At 74.1% G+C, this 21460-nt stretch carries 20 protein-coding genes; 11 read left to right on the top strand and 9 right to left on the bottom strand.

Annotated elements, in window-relative coordinates:
* Positions 1–18 precede the first annotated feature (18 nt).
* Complete coding sequence (locus CP973_RS34910) at positions 19–639, top strand: Maf family protein (protein WP_150247981.1); 621 nt, start codon at positions 19–21, stop codon at positions 637–639.
* Between the two features lie 9 nt (positions 640–648).
* On the opposite strand, the gene CP973_RS34915 is transcribed toward CP973_RS34910, so the two are convergent.
* Genes CP973_RS34915 through CP973_RS34925 form a run of 4 tightly spaced genes read right to left on the bottom strand, consistent with a single transcriptional unit; the run spans position 649 to position 5900 of the window.
* Positions 649–1884, bottom strand: a complete 1236-nt coding sequence (locus CP973_RS34915) for a lanthionine synthetase LanC family protein (protein WP_244410193.1) — start codon at positions 1882–1884, stop codon at positions 649–651.
* Positions 1881–2042, bottom strand: coding sequence for a hypothetical protein (locus tag CP973_RS40265; protein WP_167538468.1), 162 nt, complete (start codon positions 2040–2042; stop codon positions 1881–1883). Before CP973_RS40265 ends, CP973_RS34915 begins: the two co-directional genes overlap by 4 nt.
* Positions 2043–2059: 17 nt before the next feature.
* Positions 2060–4858 carry a lantibiotic dehydratase gene (locus tag CP973_RS34920; RefSeq protein ID WP_150247983.1) on the bottom strand — a complete coding sequence of 933 codons (2799 nt, stop codon included), beginning with the start codon at positions 4856–4858 and terminating at the stop codon, positions 2060–2062.
* Positions 4851–5900, bottom strand: a complete 1050-nt coding sequence (locus CP973_RS34925) for a thiopeptide-type bacteriocin biosynthesis protein (protein WP_150247985.1) — start codon at positions 5898–5900, stop codon at positions 4851–4853. The genes CP973_RS34920 and CP973_RS34925 overlap by 8 nt, the downstream gene beginning before the upstream one ends.
* 203 nt (positions 5901–6103) lie before the next feature.
* Here CP973_RS34925 and CP973_RS34930 point away from each other — a divergent pair, with 203 nt between their 5' ends.
* Entirely contained in the window at positions 6104–6841 is a 738-nt protein-coding gene (locus tag CP973_RS34930; protein WP_150247987.1) for a TetR/AcrR family transcriptional regulator, read from the top strand.
* Positions 6838–7125: an antibiotic biosynthesis monooxygenase gene (locus tag CP973_RS34935; RefSeq protein ID WP_150247989.1), complete on the top strand. Its 288-nt coding sequence runs from the start codon at positions 6838–6840 to the stop codon at positions 7123–7125. Before CP973_RS34930 ends, CP973_RS34935 begins: the two co-directional genes overlap by 4 nt.
* Before the next feature lie 19 nt (positions 7126–7144).
* Here CP973_RS34935 and CP973_RS34940 read toward each other — a convergent pair whose 3' ends face one another.
* Positions 7145–7354: a DUF2180 family protein gene (locus tag CP973_RS34940; RefSeq protein ID WP_150247991.1), complete on the bottom strand. Its 210-nt coding sequence runs from the start codon at positions 7352–7354 to the stop codon at positions 7145–7147.
* A 284-nt stretch (positions 7355–7638) separates the two neighbouring features.
* Between CP973_RS34940 and CP973_RS34945 the strand changes: the two genes are divergently transcribed.
* Both CP973_RS34945 and CP973_RS34950 read left to right on the top strand, forming a co-directional pair.
* Positions 7639–8370 carry an IclR family transcriptional regulator gene (locus tag CP973_RS34945; RefSeq protein ID WP_150247992.1) on the top strand — a complete coding sequence of 244 codons (732 nt, stop codon included), beginning with the start codon at positions 7639–7641 and terminating at the stop codon, positions 8368–8370.
* Positions 8371–8423: 53 nt separating this feature from the next.
* The gene (locus tag CP973_RS34950; RefSeq protein ID WP_150247994.1) at positions 8424–9260 is read left to right on the top strand and encodes an MOSC domain-containing protein; all 837 of its coding nucleotides are present in this window, start codon (positions 8424–8426) and stop codon (positions 9258–9260) included.
* Here the strand turns inward: CP973_RS34950 and CP973_RS34955 are convergent.
* Positions 9232–9741 (bottom strand): hypothetical protein, encoded by a 510-nt coding sequence (locus CP973_RS34955; RefSeq protein WP_244410194.1) that lies wholly within the window; start codon positions 9739–9741, stop codon positions 9232–9234. The genes CP973_RS34950 and CP973_RS34955 overlap by 29 nt on opposite strands.
* 377 nt (positions 9742–10118) lie before the next feature.
* Here CP973_RS34955 and CP973_RS34960 point away from each other — a divergent pair, with 377 nt between their 5' ends.
* Positions 10119–11888, top strand: a complete 1770-nt coding sequence (locus CP973_RS34960; protein ID WP_150247996.1) for an acetyl/propionyl/methylcrotonyl-CoA carboxylase subunit alpha — start codon at positions 10119–10121, stop codon at positions 11886–11888.
* Positions 11889–12151: 263 nt separating this feature from the next.
* Positions 12152–13000, top strand: a complete 849-nt coding sequence (locus tag CP973_RS34965; protein ID WP_150247998.1) for an NAD(P)H-binding protein — start codon at positions 12152–12154, stop codon at positions 12998–13000.
* Positions 13001–13046: 46 nt separating this feature from the next.
* Here the strand turns inward: CP973_RS34965 and CP973_RS34970 are convergent, their stop codons facing one another.
* Entirely contained in the window at positions 13047–14228 is a 1182-nt protein-coding gene (locus CP973_RS34970) for an alpha/beta hydrolase (protein ID WP_150248000.1), read from the bottom strand.
* A gap of 294 nt (positions 14229–14522) precedes the next feature.
* On the opposite strand from CP973_RS34970, the gene CP973_RS34975 reads away from it, so the two are divergent.
* Positions 14523–15116 carry a TetR/AcrR family transcriptional regulator gene (locus CP973_RS34975; RefSeq protein ID WP_150248002.1) on the top strand — a complete coding sequence of 198 codons (594 nt, stop codon included), beginning with the start codon at positions 14523–14525 and terminating at the stop codon, positions 15114–15116.
* Positions 15117–15232: 116 nt separating this feature from the next.
* Here the strand turns inward: CP973_RS34975 and CP973_RS34980 are convergent, their stop codons facing one another.
* Together CP973_RS34980 and CP973_RS34985 are read right to left on the bottom strand one after the other, a co-directional pair.
* Positions 15233–16219, bottom strand: coding sequence for a DeoR/GlpR family DNA-binding transcription regulator (locus CP973_RS34980; RefSeq protein ID WP_150248004.1), 987 nt, complete (start codon positions 16217–16219; stop codon positions 15233–15235).
* Positions 16220–16544: 325 nt separating this feature from the next.
* Positions 16545–17990, bottom strand: coding sequence for an NAD(P)H-quinone dehydrogenase (locus tag CP973_RS34985; RefSeq protein ID WP_150248006.1), 1446 nt, complete (start codon positions 17988–17990; stop codon positions 16545–16547).
* Between the two features lie 96 nt (positions 17991–18086).
* Here CP973_RS34985 and CP973_RS34990 point away from each other — a divergent pair, with 96 nt between their 5' ends.
* The 3 genes from CP973_RS34990 (at position 18087) to CP973_RS35000 (ending at position 21346) form a co-directional block, all read left to right on the top strand.
* Complete coding sequence (locus tag CP973_RS34990) at positions 18087–18524, top strand: gamma-glutamylcyclotransferase family protein (RefSeq protein WP_150248008.1); 438 nt, start codon at positions 18087–18089, stop codon at positions 18522–18524.
* Positions 18525–18615: 91 nt separating this feature from the next.
* On the top strand, positions 18616–19437 hold the full coding sequence (locus tag CP973_RS34995) for a purine-nucleoside phosphorylase (RefSeq protein WP_003981906.1): 822 nt from the start codon (positions 18616–18618) through the stop codon (positions 19435–19437).
* 235 nt (positions 19438–19672) lie between these two features.
* On the top strand, positions 19673–21346 hold the full coding sequence (locus tag CP973_RS35000; protein WP_150248010.1) for a phospho-sugar mutase: 1674 nt from the start codon (positions 19673–19675) through the stop codon (positions 21344–21346).
* Positions 21347–21460: the final 114 nt, after the last annotated feature.

Here is a 21460-nt window from a genome sequence, read left to right on the forward strand (position 1 = left end):
CTCCGTACGATGGAGGTCATGACCGTTCAGCCCGGCGCCGCCGCCCGCCGTCTCGTTCTCGCCTCCCAGTCCCCCGCCCGGCTCGGCCTGCTGCGCCAGGCCGGGCTCGCGCCCGAGGTCGTCGTCAGCGGCGTGGACGAGGACGCGATCACCGCCGACAGCCCGGCCGAGCTGGCCCGGGTGCTCGCCGAGGCGAAGGCGGACGCGGTGGCCGCGCGCCCGGAGGCCGCCGGCGCGCTGGTCATCGGCTGCGACTCGGTCCTGGAACTGGACGGGCGGGCGCTCGGCAAGCCCGCCGACGCCGAGGACGCGACCGCCCGCTGGAAGTCGATGCGCGGCCGGTCCGGCGTCCTGCGGACCGGCCACTGCGTGATCGACACGGCCGCCGGGGACCGCCGGGTGTCGGCCACCGCCTCCACCACCGTCCGCTTCGGCGAGCCGAGCGACGCCGAGATCGCCGCGTACGTCGCCTCCGGCGAACCGCTGTACGTGGCGGGCGCCTTCACCCTGGACGGCCGGTCGGCGCCGTTCATCGACGGCATCGACGGTGACCCCGGCAACGTCATCGGCCTGTCCCTGCCGCTGCTGCGGCGGCTGCTGGCGGAGCTGGACGTGGCGATCACCGATCTTTGGGCCTAGAGGGAGCCTTCAGCGGAGGCCGAAGCACGGCTGCCACAGCCGGTCCGCCTCCGGTACGGCCACGCTCAGCAGCGCGCACAGCGGACCGGTCGCCCCGCCCAGCAGCCCCATCCGCTCCTCCCCCAGCGCCCGGACATCGGGCAGCCGGTCCAGGAGGTGGCGGGCCAGCCGTGCGCGCAGGGCCGTCGCGGCGGGCAGCCGCGCGTGGTGGTGGAAGGCGTCCGCGACGGCCAGGACGCCCGCGGCGCCGTGACAGCAGGCGAGCAGGTCCGCGGGGTGGTCGCCGAAGAGGTGGAAGTCCGTGTCGTACCGCTCGGCGAGGCCGGTGAAGGCCCGCGCGGCCCACGCCGCCCCCGCGGCGTCGTCCAGGGCGTCCGCGGCGTTCCACAGCGCCCAGGTGACGCCGGGGTTGCCGTAGCACCACGCCTGGCGGGCGCGGGCGCCGCCGGGCGGCGGCCCGTCGGGCCCGGCGCCGTCCCAGCTGCGGATGGAGCGGGCGTCGTCGAAGGACTGGCGGGCGAGCCAGTGCGTGGCGTTGCGCAGCGCGCGCCGGGTCGCCCGGTTGGACCCGGTGTGCCGGACCGCGGCGGTGAGCGCGGTGACCAGACCGGCGACGCCGTGGCCCATGCCGGTGTTGACGCGGCCCTGCATCCAGTTCAGGCGGGGGTGTCCGGCGTAGCCGTCGGTGTGCAGCCGGGGCAGCTCCCCGGCGTCGCAGAGCGATCTCAAGTGGCTCAGACAAGGCGCGAGTTGGTCCTCGCCCGGGTCCGCGCCGACACACAGGGAGAGCAGCGTCCCCGACGGCCCGACGATCAGGTCGTAATCCGGGAACCGAACGCCCTCGGGCCGCCACGGCCGGGCCTTCGCGACAGCGATCAGGTGGTCACGCAGCCGGTCGGCCAACCGGTGCAGCTGGGGGTGGAGCCGGGCCCCGAGACGGAGTCCGGCGAGGGTGCCCGCCAGGCCGCCGTCGTGCAGGCCCGGGCGGCCCTGGCCGCGGCCGACGCCCCGGGCCCACACGGCCACCGCGCCGCCCGCGGCGGCGGCCTCGGCGGGCGTGCCGGTGTCCGCGACGAGCACGGCCAGCGCGGGGACACCCGGGTCGCAAGGAGCGGTCCCGTCCTGCTCACCGGATGCCTGACGGCTGGCCCAGGCCTCCAGAAGCTCCACGGCGAGGGTGCGGAGCGCCGGTGCGGCCGCCCGCCCGGCCGAAGCCGGAGGGACGGCCTTGACGGTGCCGGTCAACAGACGGCGATGGTGCAGACGAGCACCGTGCACACACCACTGCAGTGGCCGGAGTCCGCTTCCGTCTCCGGCAGGTCGGTCTCGGTGATCCGGGTCTCCAGGTCACCGATCAGCTCGTCCAGGTCGGTCAGTTCGGTGCGTTCCATGGTGTCCGACATGACGATGTTCCCTTCTCTCAATGGATGGGGTCCGCCCCGGCGGCGCGCCCGTTGGGGGCGAGCGTTCCGGGGAGGTGGGTCCCGCCGCACAGGGCGGCGGCCGCGGACGCCGCGAGATCGCCGATCGCGCGGTCGTGCGGAAATCTCATGAGCAGCTGGGCGGCGACGTACGCGCCCTCGCGGCCCCGGTCGCCGCCCCGGTGCGCGCGGTCGCGCAGCACCAGGCCGTCCGGCGCGGGCAGCATCTCCTCGACCAGCAGTTCGCCGCCGCCCTCCGGCGCGCTTCCCCGGGCGAGCAGCCGGTCGACGACGCGCAGCGTGGGCAGTGCCGCGAGGTCGGCCGGTACGGGCTTGGCGCCCGCGCCGTACCGCAGGAACGCGTACCGGGGCAGACCGGCCGAGCGGCGCAGGGCCGCGAGGGTGCGCGCCTTGGCCAGGTCGGTGTCGCCGGCGCGCCACAGGGCCGTACGCGGCAGCCGCCAGACGGCCGGGGAGACGACCAGCCGTCCGCCGACCGTCAGCCTGGGCAGCCGCTCGGCGCGCGGGAACGCGCCCGCCAGCCCGTCGAGCTGGACGAGGTACGCCGTCGCGGGGTGGCCCGCGGCCATCAGCAGCCGCAGCAGCACGTCGTACGGCGGCAGGGCGCTGCGCGTCCCGTGGTGGACCGGCAGGATGCGCCGGCCGTCCGCCTCCGCGATCACCCGGGGGCCGTCGCGGCGCAGCGTGATGCGGTCGAGGGGCAGGTAGCGGGCCGTGCCGGGGTCCGGGGCGGTTCCGTAGTACGGCGCGGGGTCGGGGTCGCCGGTCCACCAGCTGGTGACCAGGGGACGGCGTACGGCGTTGGCCGCCCGCTCGGCCAGCGGCAGCACCAGCACTTCCACGAACCGTACGTCCGCCTCCCGCTCCACGGCGGCGAGGAAGGCACGGTGGCGCTCGGCGTTGCCGTAGCCCCCGTGCCCGGCGTGCAGGGCGTCCAGTGCGTCGGCGAACCGGGCGTCCAGCATGCCGGCGGGTGAGACCGTCTCCAGGACGGCCGACGGTCCGGGACCGGCGAGGGGCCGCAGCAGGCAGTCGACGGGCCAGGGCGGCAGGACGGCACTGCCCGGGGGCGCGCCGAAGGTGTCGAGCAACGCGTCGGTGAGGTCCACCGGCCGCGCGTCGCCACGGGTGGCGAGGTGGGCGAGCAGGCGGGCGTATCCGGAGTGCGCGGTACGGGCCGGGTGCCAGCCTTCGTAGCGGTGGAGCTCGGGGGCGGTGGGCCTGCCGTCCTCCGGTAGTGGCCCGGTGCCGGTCCAGTGCCCGGCCAGGAGATCGCTGAGGGGACGTGGCCGCTCGTCCAGGTCACGCAATTCGTCCGGCAACCGGCGTGCAGGGGCGGCGTGTTGGGCCTCGGGATGACGGTCGGCCTCGCGCAGCGCGGCCAGGCGGGCGGCGGTGCGCAGGGCATCGCGTACGGCGTCGGCGGCCGCCACGGGCACCGAGGCCGCCCCTGAGCCCGCCCCCTCGGCCATGCGGTACGAGTCCACGAAGTCCGCGTCACCCAGCGGCTCCGTGCACGGCAGCCGGTCCCGTTCGCGGACGGCCACCGCCGGGGTCCACGCGCTGCGCCGACGGCGCGGGGCGGCGCAGACCTGGAGGACGCCGAGGCCGTGCAGGTGGGCTAGGAAGCCGCGCAGGACGCGGCGGGTGTCGTCGTACGGCGTACCGGGTCCCGAGCCGGGGGCGGAACCGGGGGCGGAGGCGGAACCGGTGCCGGGCCCGGCACCCGGCCCCATGCCTGGCCCGCCGCCCGTGGTGCCCGTGGTTCCCAGCAGCGCCGCCTCGATCTCCCCCAGCGGGCGGGGCCCTTCCGCCAGCAGTGTCAGTACGGCGTCCAGCGGCCGGGTGCGGCGCAGTTCGACCCGGCGCAGCCGGTCCCGTACGGCCGGATCGATCACCCAGCACCGTACGGCGCCGTCCGCGCGGAAGTGCAGCGGCGCGGGGGCGAGCGGGGTCGCGGGGTCCGCCGTCGTCAGGTCCACGGCGGTCAGCCGGGTCCGCGCCACGTGCACGTTCTCCGCCGTCTCGGAGGCCATGGGGCCCAGGGCCGTGCCGGGCGCGAGCAACGGCGGCTCCTCCGTGGCCGCCGTACGGCCGGACCGCGGAAGGGCTTCGAGCGGGACCGGCGCGACCTGGCCCACCCAGCCGCGCGGCGTGGTCTTCACCGCGGCCCGGCCGAGCGCCCGCCACAGATACGCGGCGCTCTTGCGCAAGCGCTTGCCGCTCCAGGGCTCGCCGTGCGCCAGCCGCCGCTCGACGGTCGGCACCAGGTCCGGTGCCGCTTCGTCCAGGAAGGCCCGCATGACCGGGCTCGCGCAGGCCAGCGACCAGCCAAGCGCGCCCACACGCTCCGCTTCGTCCGCCACCGCGCGTTCCAGTTCCCGGCGCGTACGGGACAGCCGTACGTCGATCCGGTGCACCGCGACGGCCTCGTGCACCAGGCTCTCCGGGACGGTGGCCAGGGATTTCAGGTATGCGCAGTCCGCTTCGCCGGGGGCCGCGCCGCCGTGCAGGCGGCGGCGCAGGGACAGGACGGCCCCGCGGTCGGTGTCGGCGAGTCCGGGGTGCGGGACCACAGTGGTGCCCAGCTGTTCGGCGAGGGCGCGGGCGCGGTCGGCCTGCTGCCGCCGGGCGCGGTCGTACTCGCCGACGCGGTCGAAGAGCTGCGGGTTCCCCGCGCGGGTCCAGAACTCGGCGGGCAGGCCGGCGGTGCGCAGGAGGGCGGTGGGGACGGTGGGGGCGGGGCCGTCGGGGCCGCGCGTGTTCGCGTCATCCACCGCTGGTCACCGCCGCCACCGCGCGGGAACGGGTCCCGGGCGCCCGGCTCATCTCGGGCGCCGCCAGGGCCGCCGTCAGCAGGGACTGCCGCGCCAGGGAGAGCCGGCCGCGGTTCCAGTGGAAGATCACGCAGTACGCGGCGGCCCGGCGCGGCCCGGTCCCCGTCGCGTCGCCGGACTCGAAGTACCCGGTACGCCACTGCCGCGCCGCCGCGCCGACCGCGTCCCGGTGGGCTTCCAGGGCGGCGCGCTCCGGCGCGGGCAGCCCGTCCGTCAGCTCGTCGCGGCCGCGCCGCCAGAACGCGCGGATGCCCTCGGCGGCGCGCCGCGTGGCCGCCGCGTCGGGGCCGTCGCCGAGCCGCCGCCCGGTGTCGTCCCGTACGGACTCCCACACCCCGCGGTGCTCCCAGCCGACGATGCCCAGCCCGTCGAGCAGGTCGCGCAGCAGCGTCAGCGAGACCCGCCAGTCCGCCGCTCCGGAGGTGCCCGCTGCCGCGTGATGATCGAGCCAGGCGAGCGAGTCCGCGGTGAACAGCGCGTGCACCCACGGCATCGCGCGTGCCCCGCCGAACAGGTACGTCTCCGGCTCGTAGACCCCGCAGACCGGCGGACGGGACAGCGTCACGCCGGGCACACCGGGCACACCGGGGACACCGGGTCCGGCGTCGGTGGCGAAGCGGCCCAGCAGTTCCGCGCGCAACGCGTCGCGCGCGTCCCGTGCGGGCGCCTGGAAGCGCAGGCGCAGGCCCGGCGGCTTGTGCATGAAGAAGAAGTTGCGGGCCGCGCCCGCGGCGAGGAGCTCGCGGGCGGTCCGCGCGAGATGGCCGTACAGGCCGTACGGCGCCCTCGCGCCCGTGTCCAGGCTCACCTGCACCCAGTCCGCACCCGGCCCATCGTCACGGAGTGTGGCCAGTCCGGCGGCGAGGAACGCGCGCCGGGCATCGGCGTATCCGGGGTCGTCCGGCCCGATCGGCACCGTGCCGAGCGAGGTGGCACGGGCGTCCCGCAGACAGTCGGCCAGCAGATCGGCGACCGGCAGCATCCCTACCTCCTCACGGAGCGAGCACGGGGCACTCTTCGCATGGTGGCCCCGGGACGCCGCCGTCGCATGCGGAGCGGTCTCCGGTTCGGGTGACGGACGGTGATGGGCCGGGGGGGCACGCCCGGCGGAAACCGAACCGTCGGCTCGACAGACCGGCGAAGCGACCGTTGCGGCCTGACACACGGCAGCTTTAACATACATACATGCATGTACGTAAGAGCGCCGGGACGGACGACGGGCCGGACCGTCCCGGCGGGCGGGGTGCGGCGCGGCAGCCCCGTGCCACGCAGGCCGACCGGCGGGCGCGCACGCGTGCCGCGCTGCTCGAATCGGCCGCCCGGGGCCTGTCCCGGTACGGCTACGGCAACCTCAGGCTCGAACAGGTCGCCCAGGACGTCGGGTACACCCGCGGCGCGCTCTACCACCAGTTCACCGGCAAGCAGGACCTGGCCCTGGCCGTGACCGAATGGGTGCTGGACACCTGGTGGCAGGAGGTCGGCGTGCTCGTCGAGCGGGCACCCGACCCGGTCGCGGCGCTGCTGACACTGGCGCGCGGGCACGCCGTCTACTGCCGTCGCGACATCGCCCGCGTGGCGATGGCGCTACGGCTGGAGTTCGCCGGACAGGACCACCCGGTCGGGCGCGCGGTCGAACAGGGCTACCGCGATCTGCTCGACCGCTGCACCGCCCTGATCGAGGCGGCGCGCGAGGCGGGAGCGGTCCCGGACGGCCCGGACGGCCCGCCCGCCGGGACCCTCGCGCTCGCCTACATCGGCGCGATCGAGGGCACGTCGATCGCCCTGTCGGGGCACGCCCCGCACGACGCACCACTCGTGGCCAGGGCCGCCGCCGGCGCGCTCGGCCTCACGTACGACCCCGGGGAGCACCCGGACCCGGGCCGCACGGCACACCGTCGGACCATACGAAGGGAAGCATCATGAAGGTCGGCATGGTGGCACACCACTACCCGCACGCCACGCACCGCGACGAGTTCGTCTCCCGCGTCCACCGCACCGCCGAGGAGTTCCGCCGTACGCCCGGCTGCCTGTCGGCGGACTACTGGCTGACGGCGGACGGCGACGCGGTGGTCTCGATCGTGCAGTGGGAGTCCGAGGAGGCGTCCCGCGCGTCGCTCGCCGCCGTGCAGGCGGCGCCCGGACTGGACCTCGCCTTCGACGAGCGGGAGGTGCGCCCGCGCGAGATCGTGCGCCTGGTGGCGCCCTGACCTCCGCGGGCTCCGTGCGCTACGCCGCCGCCGTGGCCGCGTGCCGGCAGTGCGTGCAGAGCAGGCGGCGACCCGCCGTGTGGGACGTGCTGCGGCCCAGGCCCGCCGTCCGGTGGACCGTGCGCGGGACCACGGCGGCGTGCGCGGCGCACGCCGCCGCACCGCACTCCGCGCAGACGGCCAGCGCGGCGGTGGCGCTGCCGAGTTCCGCACAGTCGAAGCACTGCATCGAGATGACTCCTGTTGAGCTAGGTTCCGAGATCGCGTTGACGTCGCGGCATCGGAAAAGTGGTGGCCCTGCGCACAGCAACAGCGTCGCGGAGCCGGACATTCCGGATTCCCCCGAGCGGTGACGACCGTCACCACTACCGGCGGGGCCCGCCCGTGCACCCGGCCCGGCCGGCCGAAATGCTGTGCAAGCCTGGAAGGCCGTACGCGTACACCGACCAACCGCCCGTCCGCCGTCCGCGCACGCAGCCCCCGACCGCCCCGTACCACCGGAGGAAGCCCCCGATGCCGCAGTCCGTCGACCGTGCCCTGGACCTGCTCGACGCGGTCGCCGAGGCGGCGGAGCCGGTCCCGGCCAAGGTGCTGGCCCGGCAGCTGGACTGCGGCCTGTCCACGGTCTACGACCTCCTCGGCTCGCTGACCGAACGCGGTCACCTGGCCCGTACGCCCGCCGGGTACACCCTCGGCTACCGCGTACCGGCCCTGCACCACGCGTTCCAGCGGCAGTTGCGGATCGACGAGCGGGTGCACGAGGTGCTGCTGCGGCTGCGCCGGTCGTCCGGCGCGGACGTCTTCTTCAGCACGTACCGGGACGGCGGGATCGCCGTGCTGGACGGCGCCGCCGGCCCGGACTCCGCCTTCTCCGTCGGCCAGGACACCGCCGCACACGCCACGGCACACGGCCGCGCCCTGCTGGCCGCCCTCCCGGCCGCCACCCGGCGCCAGTACCTGACCACCAGCGGCCTGCCACCCCGCACCCCGCACACCATCACCGCCCCCGACCGCCTGGAACGCGAACTCCGCCGCGTCCGCCGGAACGGCGTGGCCGTGGAACGCGAGGAGTCGGTATCCGGCATGGCGTGCATCGCCGTCCCGGTCCCGATACGCCCCGGCGGCCCCGGCACCCCGCCCACCGCGCTCACCGCCGTCTCGGCCGCCCTCCCGGTGGCGGACTTCGCCCGCCTGCGCGGCCCGCTGACCGAGGCGCTGCGGCGGGAGGTGGCGGGGTTGGGGTGAGGGCGGCGGCGCTAGGTTGGTAGCGGCATTGCGTGGAGGAGCGGGGGAAACACATGGCCGGTAACGCCACGGTGGCAGAACTGACGTACTACCCCATCAAGGGATGCGCCGGAGTCTCCGCCGGCACCGCGGAGCTGACGCCCGCCGGGCTCGCGCACGATCGCAGCTTCATGGTGACCGGCGCGGACGGTGTGTTCCGGAGTCAGCGCCGCGATCCCCTGCTGGCGGTGATCCGACCTGACATCAGCCCGGACGGCACCCGTATGGCGCTCCGCGCGCCGGGGATCGAGGAGCTGTTCGTGGAGGTGGACGCTTCGTCCGCTCCCCGGGACGTGGAGATGTTCAAGACGCCCTACCGGGGCATCGATCAGGGGGACGCCGTCGCCGGCTGGCTGAGCGAGGTGCTCGGTGCGCCGAGTCGGCTGGTGCGGGTGCCGGAGGACCACGGGCGGGTCACGGACGGGCTGACGCCCGGGACGTCCGGGTACGCCGACAGTTGCGCGGTGCACATCGTGTCCCGCTCGTCGCTGGAGCTGCTGCACGCGCGGCTCGCGGAGCAGGGGGCGGCGGCGCTGCCGATGGACCGGTTCCGGCCGAACGTCGTGGTCGACGGGTGGGACGAGCCGCACAGCGAGGACCGGGTGCGTCAGGTACGGCTGGGGGACGCCGAGTTGGGGTACGCCAAGCTCGCCGTACGGTGCGCGGTCACCACCGTCGAGCAGTCCTCCGGCGCGCGGACCGGCCCCGAGCCGCTGCGGACGCTGGCCGGGTACCGGCGCGCGGCCGGTGGCGGTGTGGTGTTCGGCGCCAAGTTCGCCGTGCTGCGGCCGGGCAAGGTGTCGGTGGGGGACGAGGTCGCGGTCAGCGCGTGGGGGGAGTCGGAGCGGTAGCCGGTACGCCGCTCCCGGTCCTGACCCCCTCGCCGGTCCCGCCGTACGCCACGAGCGTCAGCACCAGCAGCGCGAGGACGGCCATCAGCAGCGCGAACGCCGTCCAGCCGACCAGGCCGACCGCGAACGCCCCGAGGACGGCGTGCACGACCGCGCAGGTGATGAGCGCGATGCGGCCGAACGTTCCCGGCGGGCGGTCGCGGAGCGCGGTGCGGGCCAGGAGGGCGGCGCAGCAGACCAGGTAGAGGGCGAAGACGGCGCCGAGCACCCAGGCGCCGGCGGACATCGCGGCGGGGTCCATGCCCGCCATGGACATGTGCTGCTCGTCCACGACGACGCTCAGGACGTAGTCGAGGAAGAGGACGCCGAGCGCTTCCAGGACGAGTACCACCGCCGCCACCCACGCCACCGGTCCGCGTGCCGCCACCCCGTCCACCCACTTCCCAGCCGTTGCACTGTTACCGCGAGTACGAAAGACCATCGCGCACGTTACTCCTGGGTACCCCCCGCTCTTCAAGAGGCCGGGGGCGGGTAAGAGCCGGGGAGCGGAAGCGGACGCGCCGCCGGACGCAGACGCGGGCAAAGTTTCCTTCGCCCATTCGTAGGGACTCCACAAAGAAACGGGGTTCCGTCGGCGGACGGCCGGGCGAGACCTTGCCCACATTTTGATCACCGCACCGGCCCGGGAATACGGGCCTTACCCTGGGATACCGGGGGACTTCGGCCCCGGACCCGCACCGGGCACACGCTCCGTGTGGGCAAGCTCACTACCGGGAACGGGTCGGCACGCGGTGTCGCCAGTCCCTAAACTCGCGACGTCCTAATTTGTTGCGGCGAAGCGCCAAGGAGGAACCGATCGTGCGCAAGGTGCTCATCGCCAACCGAGGCGAAATCGCTGTCCGCGTAGCCCGTGCATGCCGGGATGCCGGAATCGGGAGCGTAGCCGTCTACGCCGACCCTGACCGGGACGCCCTGCATGTCCGCGCGGCAGACGAGGCCTACGCCCTGGGCGGTGACACTCCTGCCACCAGCTACCTCGACATCGCCAAGGTCCTTGCGGCCGCCGCCGATTCGGGCGCCGACGCCATCCACCCCGGTTACGGCTTCCTCTCCGAGAACGCCGAGTTCGCGCAGGCCGTCCTCGACGCCGGTCTGACCTGGATCGGCCCCCCGCCGCAGGCCATCCGCGACCTCGGCGACAAGGTGGCGGCCCGTCACATCGCGCAGCGCGCCGGTGCGCCGCTGGTCGCCGGCACCCCCGATCCGGTCTCCGGGGCGGACGAGGTGGTGGCCTTCGCCGAGCAGCACGGCCTGCCGATCGCCATCAAGGCGGCGTTCGGCGGCGGCGGGCGCGGCCTGAAGGTGGCCCGCACGCTGGAAGAGGTCCCGGAGCTGTACGACTCCGCCGTACGCGAGGCCGTCGCGGCCTTCGGGCGCGGCGAGTGCTTCGTCGAGCGCTACCTGGACCGCCCGCGCCACGTGGAGACCCAGTGCCTGGCCGACAAGCACGGCAACGTGGTCGTCGTCTCCACCCGTGACTGCTCGCTCCAGCGCCGCCACCAGAAGCTGGTCGAGGAGGCGCCCGCGCCGTTCCTGAGCGACGAGCAGAACGCCGAGCTGTACCGCGCGTCCAAGGCCATCCTCAAGGAGGCCGGCTACGAGGGCGCGGGCACCTGCGAGTTCCTGGTGGGCCAGGACGGCACGATCTCCTTCCTGGAGGTCAACACCCGCCTCCAGGTCGAGCACCCGGTCACCGAGGAGGTCACCGGCCTGGACCTGGTGCGCGAGATGTTCCGCATCGCCGACGGCGAGGAGCTGGGCTACGACGACCCGCCGGTGCGCGGCCACAGCTTCGAGTTCCGCATCAACGGCGAGGACCCGGGCCGCAACTTCCTCCCGGCCCCCGGCACGGTCACCAGGTTCGAGGCCCCGGCCGGTCCCGGCGTGCGCCTGGACGCGGGCGTGGAGTCCGGCTCGGTCATCGGCCCGGCCTGGGACTCGCTGCTCGCCAAGCTGATCGTCACCGGCGCCACCCGTGAGCAGGCGCTGCAGCGCGCCGCCCGCGCGCTCGACGAGTTCACCGTCGAGGGCATGGCCACCGCCATCCCGTTCCACCGCACGGTCGTCAAGGACCCGGCGTTCGCGCCCGAGCTGACCGGCTCCGCCGAGCCGTTCCAGGTGCACACCCGCTGGATCGAGACCGAGTTCGTCAACGAGATCAAGCCGTTCGCCGCGCCCGGCACGGACGAGGCCGAGGCGGACACCCGCGAGACGGTCGTCGTCGAGGTCGGCGGCAAGCGCCTGGAGGTCTCGCTGCCGTCCTCGCTCGGCATGCCGCTGGCCCGCGCCGCGGTCGCCGGGGGCGCCAAGCCCAAGCGCAAGGCGGCCAAGAAGTCCGGTTCCGCGGCTTCCGGCGACACCCTCGCCTCGCCGATGCAGGGCACCATCGTCAAGGTCGCCGTCGAGGAGGGCCAGGAGGTCGCCGAGGGTGACCTGGTCGTCGTCCTGGAGGCGATGAAGATGGAGCAGCCGCTGAACGCCCACCGCTCCGGCACGATCAAGGGCCTGACCGCCGAGGTCGGCGCCTCCCTCTCGTCCGGCGCGGTCATCTGCGAGATCAAGGACTGAGGTCGGGCAGGGGCGTAGGGGCCTGCGGTTTCTCCGTAGGGCTCTGCGTACGGAGGTTTGCGTGCGGTCCTGCGTACGGGACCTGCGTACGGTCTTCCGTACGGCCTGCGTACGTCCCTGCCCGCCGTCCGCGCGGGGTCCGTGGTGCGTGAGTACCACGGACCCCGCGCTTTTTCGCACCAGGAAACCTCGCGCCCGGAAGCGGTGCCGCGCGTCCGCCATCGAGGACCGAAGTCGTCCGCAAGGCTTCCTATGGTCCTGCCATGACGGAAACGCAGAAGGTCCTCGTCACCGGTGCCACCGGAACCGTCGGCCGTCAGGTCGTCGCCGAACTGCTCGCCCGCGGCCACGCGGTCCGCGCCCTCACCCGGGATCCCGCCAAGGCGGACTTCCCGGCGGGCGTCGAGGCCGTCCAGGGCGACCTGACCGAGCCCGACAGCCTCGTGCCCGCCCTGGAGGGGGTCACCGGGCTGCATCTGATCACCTTCAGCGGGGCCGGCTTCACCCCGCTGGAGACCGGCCCGCGCATTCTGGAACTGGCCCGCGCGGCCGGCGTACGCCGCGTCACCGTGCTGCACGGCGGCGGCCCCTCCCCGCTGGAGGACGCGGTCCGCGCCGACGACGGCGTGGACTGGACCGTCCTGATGCCGGTCGAGTTCATGTCCAACGCCCTGGAGTGGGCGCCGGGCGTCGTGGCGGCGGACGAGGTCCGCGAGCCGTTCGCCGACCGGCTGAGCGCCATGGTCCACGAGGGCGACATCGGCGCCGTCGCCGCGGTCGCCCTCACCGAGGAGGGCCACGCGGGCCGGGAGTACGTGATCACCGGCCCGGAGGCGCTGACCGTCGGCGACAAGGTGGCCGCCCTCGCCGCCGCCCGCGGCCGGGAGATATCCCTGGTCGAACTCACCCGGGAGCAGGCGATCGCACAATGGCGGGCCGCGGGTCACCCGGAGGAGGTGATCGGCTTCCTGCTGGAGGTGTACGGGAACACGCCGGCGGTGGGCCGTACGGTCGTCGACACCGTCGAGAGGGTCACCGGCCGCCCGGCCCGTACGTTCGCCGAGTGGGCCGCCGAGCACGCGGCCGTCTTCGGCGCGGCGGGCGCCGCGTAACGCCGTTCCCGCCCGGCGGGGCACGCCCCGCCGGGCCGGAGCCTGGTCACGAAGTGCCCACCACGTCCTGCGGGAACGTCAGCTGCCTGCTCATCCACTGGAGCGCGGCGGGCAGTTCGCGCCGCCAGGTGGCGAAGTTGTGGCTGCCCTGGTCAAGGATGATCGACTCGGCCTTCATCGGCGGCTTGACCGCGTTCAGGAACTCCTTGGCCGCCGGGTAGTTCTTCTCGCCCTCCCGGCTGGTGCCGATCAGCACCGACACCTGCGGCGCGGGCAGGTGCGCCAGCCGCCACATCAGGTCGTGCTCCCGCTTGCGCTTGGCGCGGTCCTTGTCGTCCCCGAAGAGGTTGCCGGTGGTGGGGTCGCTGGTGACCTTGTAGTCGGGCGAGAGGGCCGCCGCCGAGGTGTACGTACGGGGGTGCCGCATGGTCAGCTGGAGGGCGCAGCTGCCGCCGGACGAGTAGCCGAGCACGCCCCAGCCGCCCGGGTCGTGGCCGACCCGGTAGTGCTCCTTGAGCGCGGTGGGCAGATCGCTCGCGAAGAACGTCTCCGCTTGCGGGCCGCCCGGCACGTCCACGCACTGGGTGTCGCGCGGCGGCGCGATCGTGGGCCGCAGCATGACGATGATGGTGGGCTGCATCTTGCCCTTGGCGATCAGGTCGCCGGCGGTCTGCGTCACCCGCAGGTGCTGGGCCAGCAGGTAGTGGCCGCCCGGGTAGCCGCTGATCGCGACGATGACGGGGAAGCGCTGGCGCTCGTACTGCTTCTGGAAGTACTGCGGCGGCAGGTAGACGTACGCCGGGTCCACGGCCTTGGTGGTCTTGCCCACGATCCGTACGGACTCCACCTTGCCGGCCTTGTCGGGCGCCCCCTTGGGCAGGCCGTGCACCTTGTCCAGGCCCTCGGCCCCGGCGGGCTGCACAAGGCCCTTCGACGGGTCGCCGGCCGGGCCCGCCTCCCCGTCGCCCCACTTGGCGACCGCGCCGGGGGCGTCGTCGTACAGACCGAGGAGTTCGTGCCAGGAACCGTAGAACTGGAAGTTGGCGTTCACGACGAGGCCGAGCGCGGCGACGATGGACAGCTGCGTGGCCAGGATGGAGCCGATGCGGCCCAGCCAGGCCAGCGGCCCCTTCTTGGCGAAGCGCGGCCACTGCCAGAGCGTGAGTCCCACGCACACCACGGCGACCGCGATCATGGTGTACAGCAGCGATCGGCTGGTCAGTTCCATTGCTTCCCCAGGTGTTCCCGCACGCGTTCCGACGGTCTCCGTAGAGCCCATTGCGCCAGGTTTGATGCCTCCTGGGGGCACGTCGTTGCCGCCGTGCGCACTTGTTCCCCAAGGCGCCCACGCCCCCTTCCCTCCCCGTCACCTGCGGGCCGTCTCCCGTCCACCCCGCGCGGCGGACGCGGCCCGGCGGCGGGGCGCGGCACCGGTCCGAAGGCCCCCGCCGTGGGGGCAGTGGCATCCTGGGGACACCGGTCCGGTGGAGGGCCGCGCTCAGGGAGGACGGCGAGGACGGCGATGGTGACCGAGACGGCAGGGCAGGAATCCGTACGACCCATGCGCGCCGACGCGCGCCGCAACTACGAGCGGCTGCTGGCGGTGGCCCGTACGGCCTTCACGGAGCACGGGACGGACACCTCGCTGGAGGACATCGCACGGCGCGCGGGCGTCGGGATCGGCACCCTCTACCGGCACTTCCCCAACCGGACGGCCCTGATGGGCGCCGTGTTCCAGGGCGAGGTGGACGCGCTGCTGGCGCACGCCAAGGAGCTGAGCGACGCGCCGCACCCGTGCGCGGCGCTGGTCGAGTGGCTGCGCGCGATCATCGCGCACGCGAGCACCTACCGCGGGCTGTCCCGGGCGCTGATGGCTGCGCCGGGCGACGCCAGCTCCGGGCTGTCGCGGTGCAGCGTCCCGATGCGCGAGGCGGGCGGCGAACTGCTCAGCCGCGCGCAGGAGGCGGGCGCCGTACGGACCGACGTGAACATCAGCGATCTGATGCAGCTCACCAACGGCATCGCGCTGGCCGTGGAGGAGTCACCGGACGACCCCGGTCTGGCCGACCGGCTGCTCACGCTGACGCTGACGGGGCTGCGGCCCGAGAAGGGATGAGCGAGCCCGAGAAGAGGTGAGCGGGCCCGAGAAGAGGTGAGCGGGCCGGACGGTGTCCTCCGGCCGCCCGTCGTCGGGCGGTGCCGGCACGGCCGTACGCGCGTGCCGGCACCTCTTCAGCGGCGTCGGGGCGCCAGGTCGGCGACCCGGCCGCCGGGCGGCTCGGCCAGCGGCGCGGCCGTCCGCAGTTGCGGCCCGGAACCACCGCCGCCCGGAGAGAGGTTGCTCCGCTGGCCGGGCAGCGGTACGTCCCGGCGTGGACCGCGGCGGTCGGCCGCCACCACCTCCGATGCCGGCTGGCCGGCTCCCGCGCCGGCGCCCGGCCCGCCCGCCACCGAGATCTGCACGCCCTGGTCGGCCAGCGCCTGGAGCTCGGTCGCGGCACGGTCGTCGTGGCCCGGCGGCTCGTCGGTCACCAGCCGGGTGATCACGTCGGTGGGCACCGTCTGGAACATGGTGTCCGTACCGAGCTTGGTGTGGTCGGCGAGGACCACGACCTCGGCCGCCGCCTGCACCAGCGCCCGGTCCACGCTCGCGGAGAGCATGTTGGACGTGGACAGGCCGCGCTCGGCGGTCAGGCCGCTGCCCGAGAGGAAGGCGCGGGAGACCCGCAGCCCCTGGAGCGACTGTTCGGCCCCGCTGCCGACCAGCGCGTAGTTCGAGCCGCGCAGGGTGCCGCCGGTCATCACGACCTCGACCCGGTTGGCGTGCGCCAACGCCTGGGCGACCAGGAGGGAGTTGGTGACCACGGTCAGACCGGGCACCCGCGCGAGCCGGCGGGCCAGCTCCTGCGTGGTGGTGCCGGCGCCGACCACGATGGCCTCGCCTTCTTCGACGAAGCCGGCGGCGAGATCGGCGATGGCCGTCTTCTCCGCGGTCGCTAGATGGGATTTCTGTGGGAAGCCGGACTCCCGGGCGAATCCGCCCGGCAAGACCGCACCGCCGTGCCGGCGGTCGAGCAGTCCTTCTGCCTCCAGCGCCCGCACGTCCCGCCGTACGGTTACTTCGGAGGTCTGGACGACGCGGGCGAGCTCACGGAGCGACACCGCTCCGTTCGCCCGCACCATTTCGAGGATCAGTTGGCGACGTTCTGCAGCGAACACGAAACTGACAGTAACGCCAACGACCGTCTGCTTTCAGCAGGTTGCACCAATTAACGGAAGTTGTTCGTTCCCGACCCTCGCACGTGGTATATGCCGGTGGCCGGTCACGCAGTGACACCAGGGTGCCATGAAGCGGCTCTCGCCGGGGCCTCCCGCCGTCGGCAGGCAGGGGGAACACGCGCGCGGACGGCCCGCCCGCCGGGCTTCCGGGGGCCTCCCCCACGCCCGCGCGACCGGACGGGCCCCGGCCCGTTCATCCCGTTGGCCGCGATCTGTTCGGTTCTTTTCGGCGGCCCGCCGGCACGGCCCGGGGCCGCCGGGCGCGCTACTCGCTGGACATCTTGCGCGTGTGCAGCTGCCGCGCGACCTCGGCGATCGAGCCGGACAGCGACGGGTAGACGGTGAACGCGCTGGCGATCTGCTCCACCGTCAGGTTGTTGTCCACCGCGATCGATATCGGGTGGATCAGCTCGCTGGCGCGCGGCGAGACCACCACACCGCCGACGACGATGCCCGTGCCGGGGCGGCAGAACAGCTTCACGAAGCCGTCGCGGATGCCCTGCATCTTCGCGCGCGGGTTGCGCAGCAGCGGCAGCTTGACGACGCGGGCGTCGATGCGGCCCGCGTCCACGTCCGCCTGGCTGTAGCCGACGGTGGCGATCTCCGGGTCGGTGAAGACGTTCGCGGAGACGGCCTTGAGGTTGAGCGGGGTCACCGCGTCGCCGAGGAAGTGGTACATCGCGATCCGGCCCTGCATCGCGGCCACGGAGGCCAGCGCGAGGACGCCGGTGCAGTCGCCCGCCGCGTAGACGCCGGGGGCGGAGGTGCGCGAGACCTTGTCCGTCCAGATGTGGCCGGACTCCTTCAGGCGTACGCCGGCCTCTTCGAGCCCGATGCCCGCGGTGTTCGGGATGGAGCCGACCGCCATCAGGCAGTGCGAGCCGGTGATCGTCCGGCCGTCCGCGAGGGTGACCTCGACCCGGTCGCCCACCCTCTTGGCGGAGGCGGCCCGCGAGCGCGCCATCACGTTCATGCCGCGGCGGCGGAAGACGTCCTCCAGGACGGCGGCGGCGTCCGGGTCCTCGCCCGGGAGCACCCGGTCGCGGGAGGAGACGAGGGTGACGCGGGAGCCGAGCGCCTGGTAGGCGCCGGCGAACTCGGCGCCGGTGACGCCGGAGCCGACCACGATCAGCTCTTCCGGCAGCTCGTCGAGGTCGTAGACCTGCGTCCAGTTCAGGATGCGCTCGCCGTCCGGCTGCGCGTCCGGGATCTCGCGCGGGTGGGCGCCGGTCGCGATCAGCACGGCGTCCGCGGTGAGCGTCTCCTCCGTGCCGTCCGCCGCGGTGACGGTGACCGTGCGCGAGCCGTCCGGCGACTGGCCCGGCTCCAGCCGGCCGCGGCCGCGCAGCACACGGCCACCCGCCCGGGTGACGGAGGCGGTGATGTCATGCGACTGGGCGAGCGCCAGGCGCTTGACCCGCCGGTTGACCTTGCCGAGATCCACACCGACGACGCGCGCGGGGCGGTCGACCGGCGGGGTGTCGTCCTCGACGATGATGCCCAGCTCGTCGTACGACGAGTCGAACGTGGTCATCACCTCGGCCGTCGCGATGAGGGTCTTGGACGGGACGCAGTCGGTCAGCACCGACGCCCCGCCCAGTCCGTCGCAGTCGACGACGGTCACCTCCGCGCCGAGAGAGGCGCCCACCAGGGCCGCCTCGTATCCGCCGGGTCCGCCACCGATGATCACGATCCGAGTCACGTACTCCATTGTCCCGTACGCCCGCGCCGGGTTACCCCCCGGGGGCCGCCGTTCGAACCCCGAGTACCACGAGCGCACCCCCTGACCTCCCGTACCCTCGGAACCATGTCGCTCTACGCCGCGTACGCCGGCAACCTCGACGCGCGGCTGATGACCCGCCGCGCCCCGCACTCGCCGCTGCGCGGCACGGGCTGGCTCAACGGCTGGCGGCTGACGTTCGGCGGAGAGCAGATGGGGTGGGAGGGAGCGCTTCCGACGATCGTCGAGGCCCCCCGCTCGCAGGTGTTCGTCGCCCTCTACGACATCGCGCCCATGGACGAGGAGTCCATGGACCGCTGGGAGGGCGTGGGCATGGACATCTACCGCCGGATGCGGGTACGGGTGCACACCCTCGACGGCGACGACGCCGCCTGGCTGTACGTCCTCAACGGCTATGAGGGCGGCCTGCCCTCCGCCCGCTACCTCGGCGAGATCGCGGACGCGGCGGAGTCGGCGGGGGCGCCGCACGACTATGTGATGGAGCTGCGGAAGCGGCCCTGCTGAGGCCCTTCGTAGAGATCTACGAACAGATCCCCCGGATGCCGTCGGCCGGGACATCTACGCGCGTAGGCAATTACCGGCTACCCTCGTCCGCGTGAACGCATCTGTTACCCCGGACATCGCGCGCGACCCGCAGGGCGCCGCCGCCGACGCCGCCGCCCGCCTCCGTGAGCTGACCGGCGCCGAGACCCACGACGTCGCCCTGGTGATGGGCTCCGGCTGGGCGCCGGCGGCCGAGGCCCTGGGCACCCCCGAGCACGAGTTCCCGGTCACCGAGCTGCCCGGCTTCCCGGCACCGGCCGTCGCGGGCCACGGCGGCAAGTTCCGCTCGTACAAGATCGGCGAGAAGCGGGCCCTGGTCTTCCTCGGCCGTACCCACTACTACGAGGGCCGCGGTGTGGCCCCCGTCGTGCACGGCATCCGCACCGCCGCCGCGGCCGGCTGCAAGACCGTGGTGCTCACCAACGGGTGCGGCGGCCTGCGCGACGGCATGCGCCCCGGCCAGCCGGTCCTGATCAGCGACCACCTGAACCTGACCGCCACCTCCCCGATCGTCGGCGCCCGCTTCGTCGACCTGACCGACCTGTACTCGCCGCGGCTGCGCGAGCTGTGCAAGGAGGTCGACGCGACGCTGGAGGAGGGTGTCTACGCCCAGCTCCCCGGCCCGCACTACGAGACCCCGGCCGAGATCAAGATGCTCCGCACGATGGGCGCCGACCTGGTCGGCATGTCCACCGTCCTGGAGGCGATCGCCGCCCGTGAGGCCGGCGCCGAGGTGCTCGGGCTGTCCCTGGTGACGAACCTCGCCGCGGGCATGACCGGCGAGCCGCTGAACCACGAAGAGGTGCTCCAGGCCGGCCGCGACTCCGCGACCCGCATGGGCAGCCTGCTCGCCCAGGTGCTCGACAAGCTCTGAGCGCCGCGACGGCGGTCCGAGCGACACGCAAGCAGGAGTACGGGGCGTTCACGGACGCCCCGTACGCCGTACGGGTGCCCCCCGGCGCTCCGTACGCGCAAGGCCGGGCCACCCCGGCCGCCCGGCGCGGCGCGCGCGGCCGTGCGCCCGCCGGTCGAACAATCGCGCGGAGTGGGTAAGCGTTAACGCGCCGAGCGCTTCCCCCCACCACCGCAACCAGAGGCAGGAGCATCACGTGGCAACCGATCCCGCGGAGCTGATCAGCCGGGCGAAGGCATGGCAGGCCGAGGACCCCGACCTCGAAACCCGCGAAGAGCTGGGCAAGCTCATCGACGCGGAGGACCTGGACGAGCTGGCGGCCCGGTTCGCGGGCACACTCCAGTTCGGCACCGCCGGGCTGCGCGGCGAGCTGGGCGCGGGCCCGATGCGGATGAACCGCGCCGTCGTCATCCGCGCGGCGGCCGGGCTGGCCGCGTACCTGAAGGACCAGGGCCGGGCCGGGGGCCTGGTCGTCATCGGGTACGACGCGCGCTACAAGAGCGCCGACTTCGCGCGGGACACCGCGGCCGTGATGGTGGGCGCCGGGCTGCGCGCCGCGGTGCTGCCGCGTCCGCTGCCGACCCCCGTCCTGGCCTTCGCCATACGGCACCTGGGCGCGGTCGCTGGCGTCGAGGTGACGGCCAGCCACAACCCGCCGCGCGACAACGGCTACAAGGTCTACCTCGGCGACGGCTCGCAGATCGTGCCGCCCGCGGACGGGCAGATCGCGGAGCGCATCGCGGCGGTGCGGTCGCTGAACGACGTGCCGCGGCCCGAGGAGGGCTGGGAGGTGCTGGGCGAGGACGTGCTCCAGGCGTACCTGGCCCGTACGGACGCGGTGCTGACGCCGGGCTCGCCGCGCGACACGCAGGTCGTCTACACGCCGATGCACGGCGTCGGCCGTGACGTGCTGGTGGCCGCCTTCGCGCGGGCCGGGTTCCCGGCGCCGACCGTGGTCGCCGAGCAGGCCGAGCCGGACCCGGACTTCCCGACCGTGGCCTTCCCCAACCCGGAGGAGCCGGGCGCGATGGACCTGTCCTTCGCGACCGCGCGCTCGGTCGGCCCGGACATCGTCATCGCCAACGACCCGGACGCGGACCGCTGCGCCGTCGCCGTACCGGCCCCCGGTACCGAGGCCGGCTGGCGCATGCTGCGCGGGGACGAGGTCGGCGCGCTGCTGGCCGCGCACCTGGTCAGCAAGCAGGCGTCCGGCACCTTCGCCACCACGATCGTGTCGTCCACGCTGATGTCGCGGATCGCCGCCGCGGCCGCCCTGCCGTACGAGGAGACGCTGACCGGCTTCAAGTGGCTGGCCCGCGTGGACGGTCTGCGGTACGCGTACGAGGAGGCGCTGGGCTACTGCGTCGACCCCGAGGGCGTCCGCGACAAGGACGGCATCACCGCCGCCCTGCTGATCACCGAGCTGGCCGCCGAGCTGAAGCAGTCCGGCCGTACGCTCTCCGACCTGCTGGACGACCTGGCGCTGGAGTTCGGCCTGCACGCCACCGACCAGCTCTCCGTCCGCGTCGAGGACCTGTCGCTGATCGCCGACGCCATGCGCCGGCTGCGCGAGCAGCCGCCGGCCGTGCTGGCGGGCCTGACGGTGTCGTCCTCCGACGACCTCTCGCAGGGGACGGACACGCTGCCGCCCACCGACGGCCTGCGCTACTACCTCGCGGGGACGGAGCAGGACGGCGTCGAGGGCGGCCGGGTGGTGGTCCGGCCCAGCGGTACCGAGCCCAAGCTGAAGTGCTACCTGGAGGTCGTGGTGCCGGTCGCCGACGCGCAGGGGCTGGCCGCGGCCCGTGCCAAGGCCGACGAGGTGCTCGCCGCCATCAAGGCCGACCTGTCGGCCGCGGCGGGCATCTGACCTGACGGCGTACACGCGGCGGGCCCCGGGACCGGGAGGTTCCGGGGCCCGCCGCGCTTTCCCGTACGGGTGACGGCCGTACCGTTTTCCCGTACGGGTGACAGTCGTACTGCA

It is taken from the genome of Streptomyces albofaciens JCM 4342 (assembly GCF_008634025.1).
GTDB lineage: Bacteria > Actinomycetota > Actinomycetes > Streptomycetales > Streptomycetaceae > Streptomyces > Streptomyces albofaciens.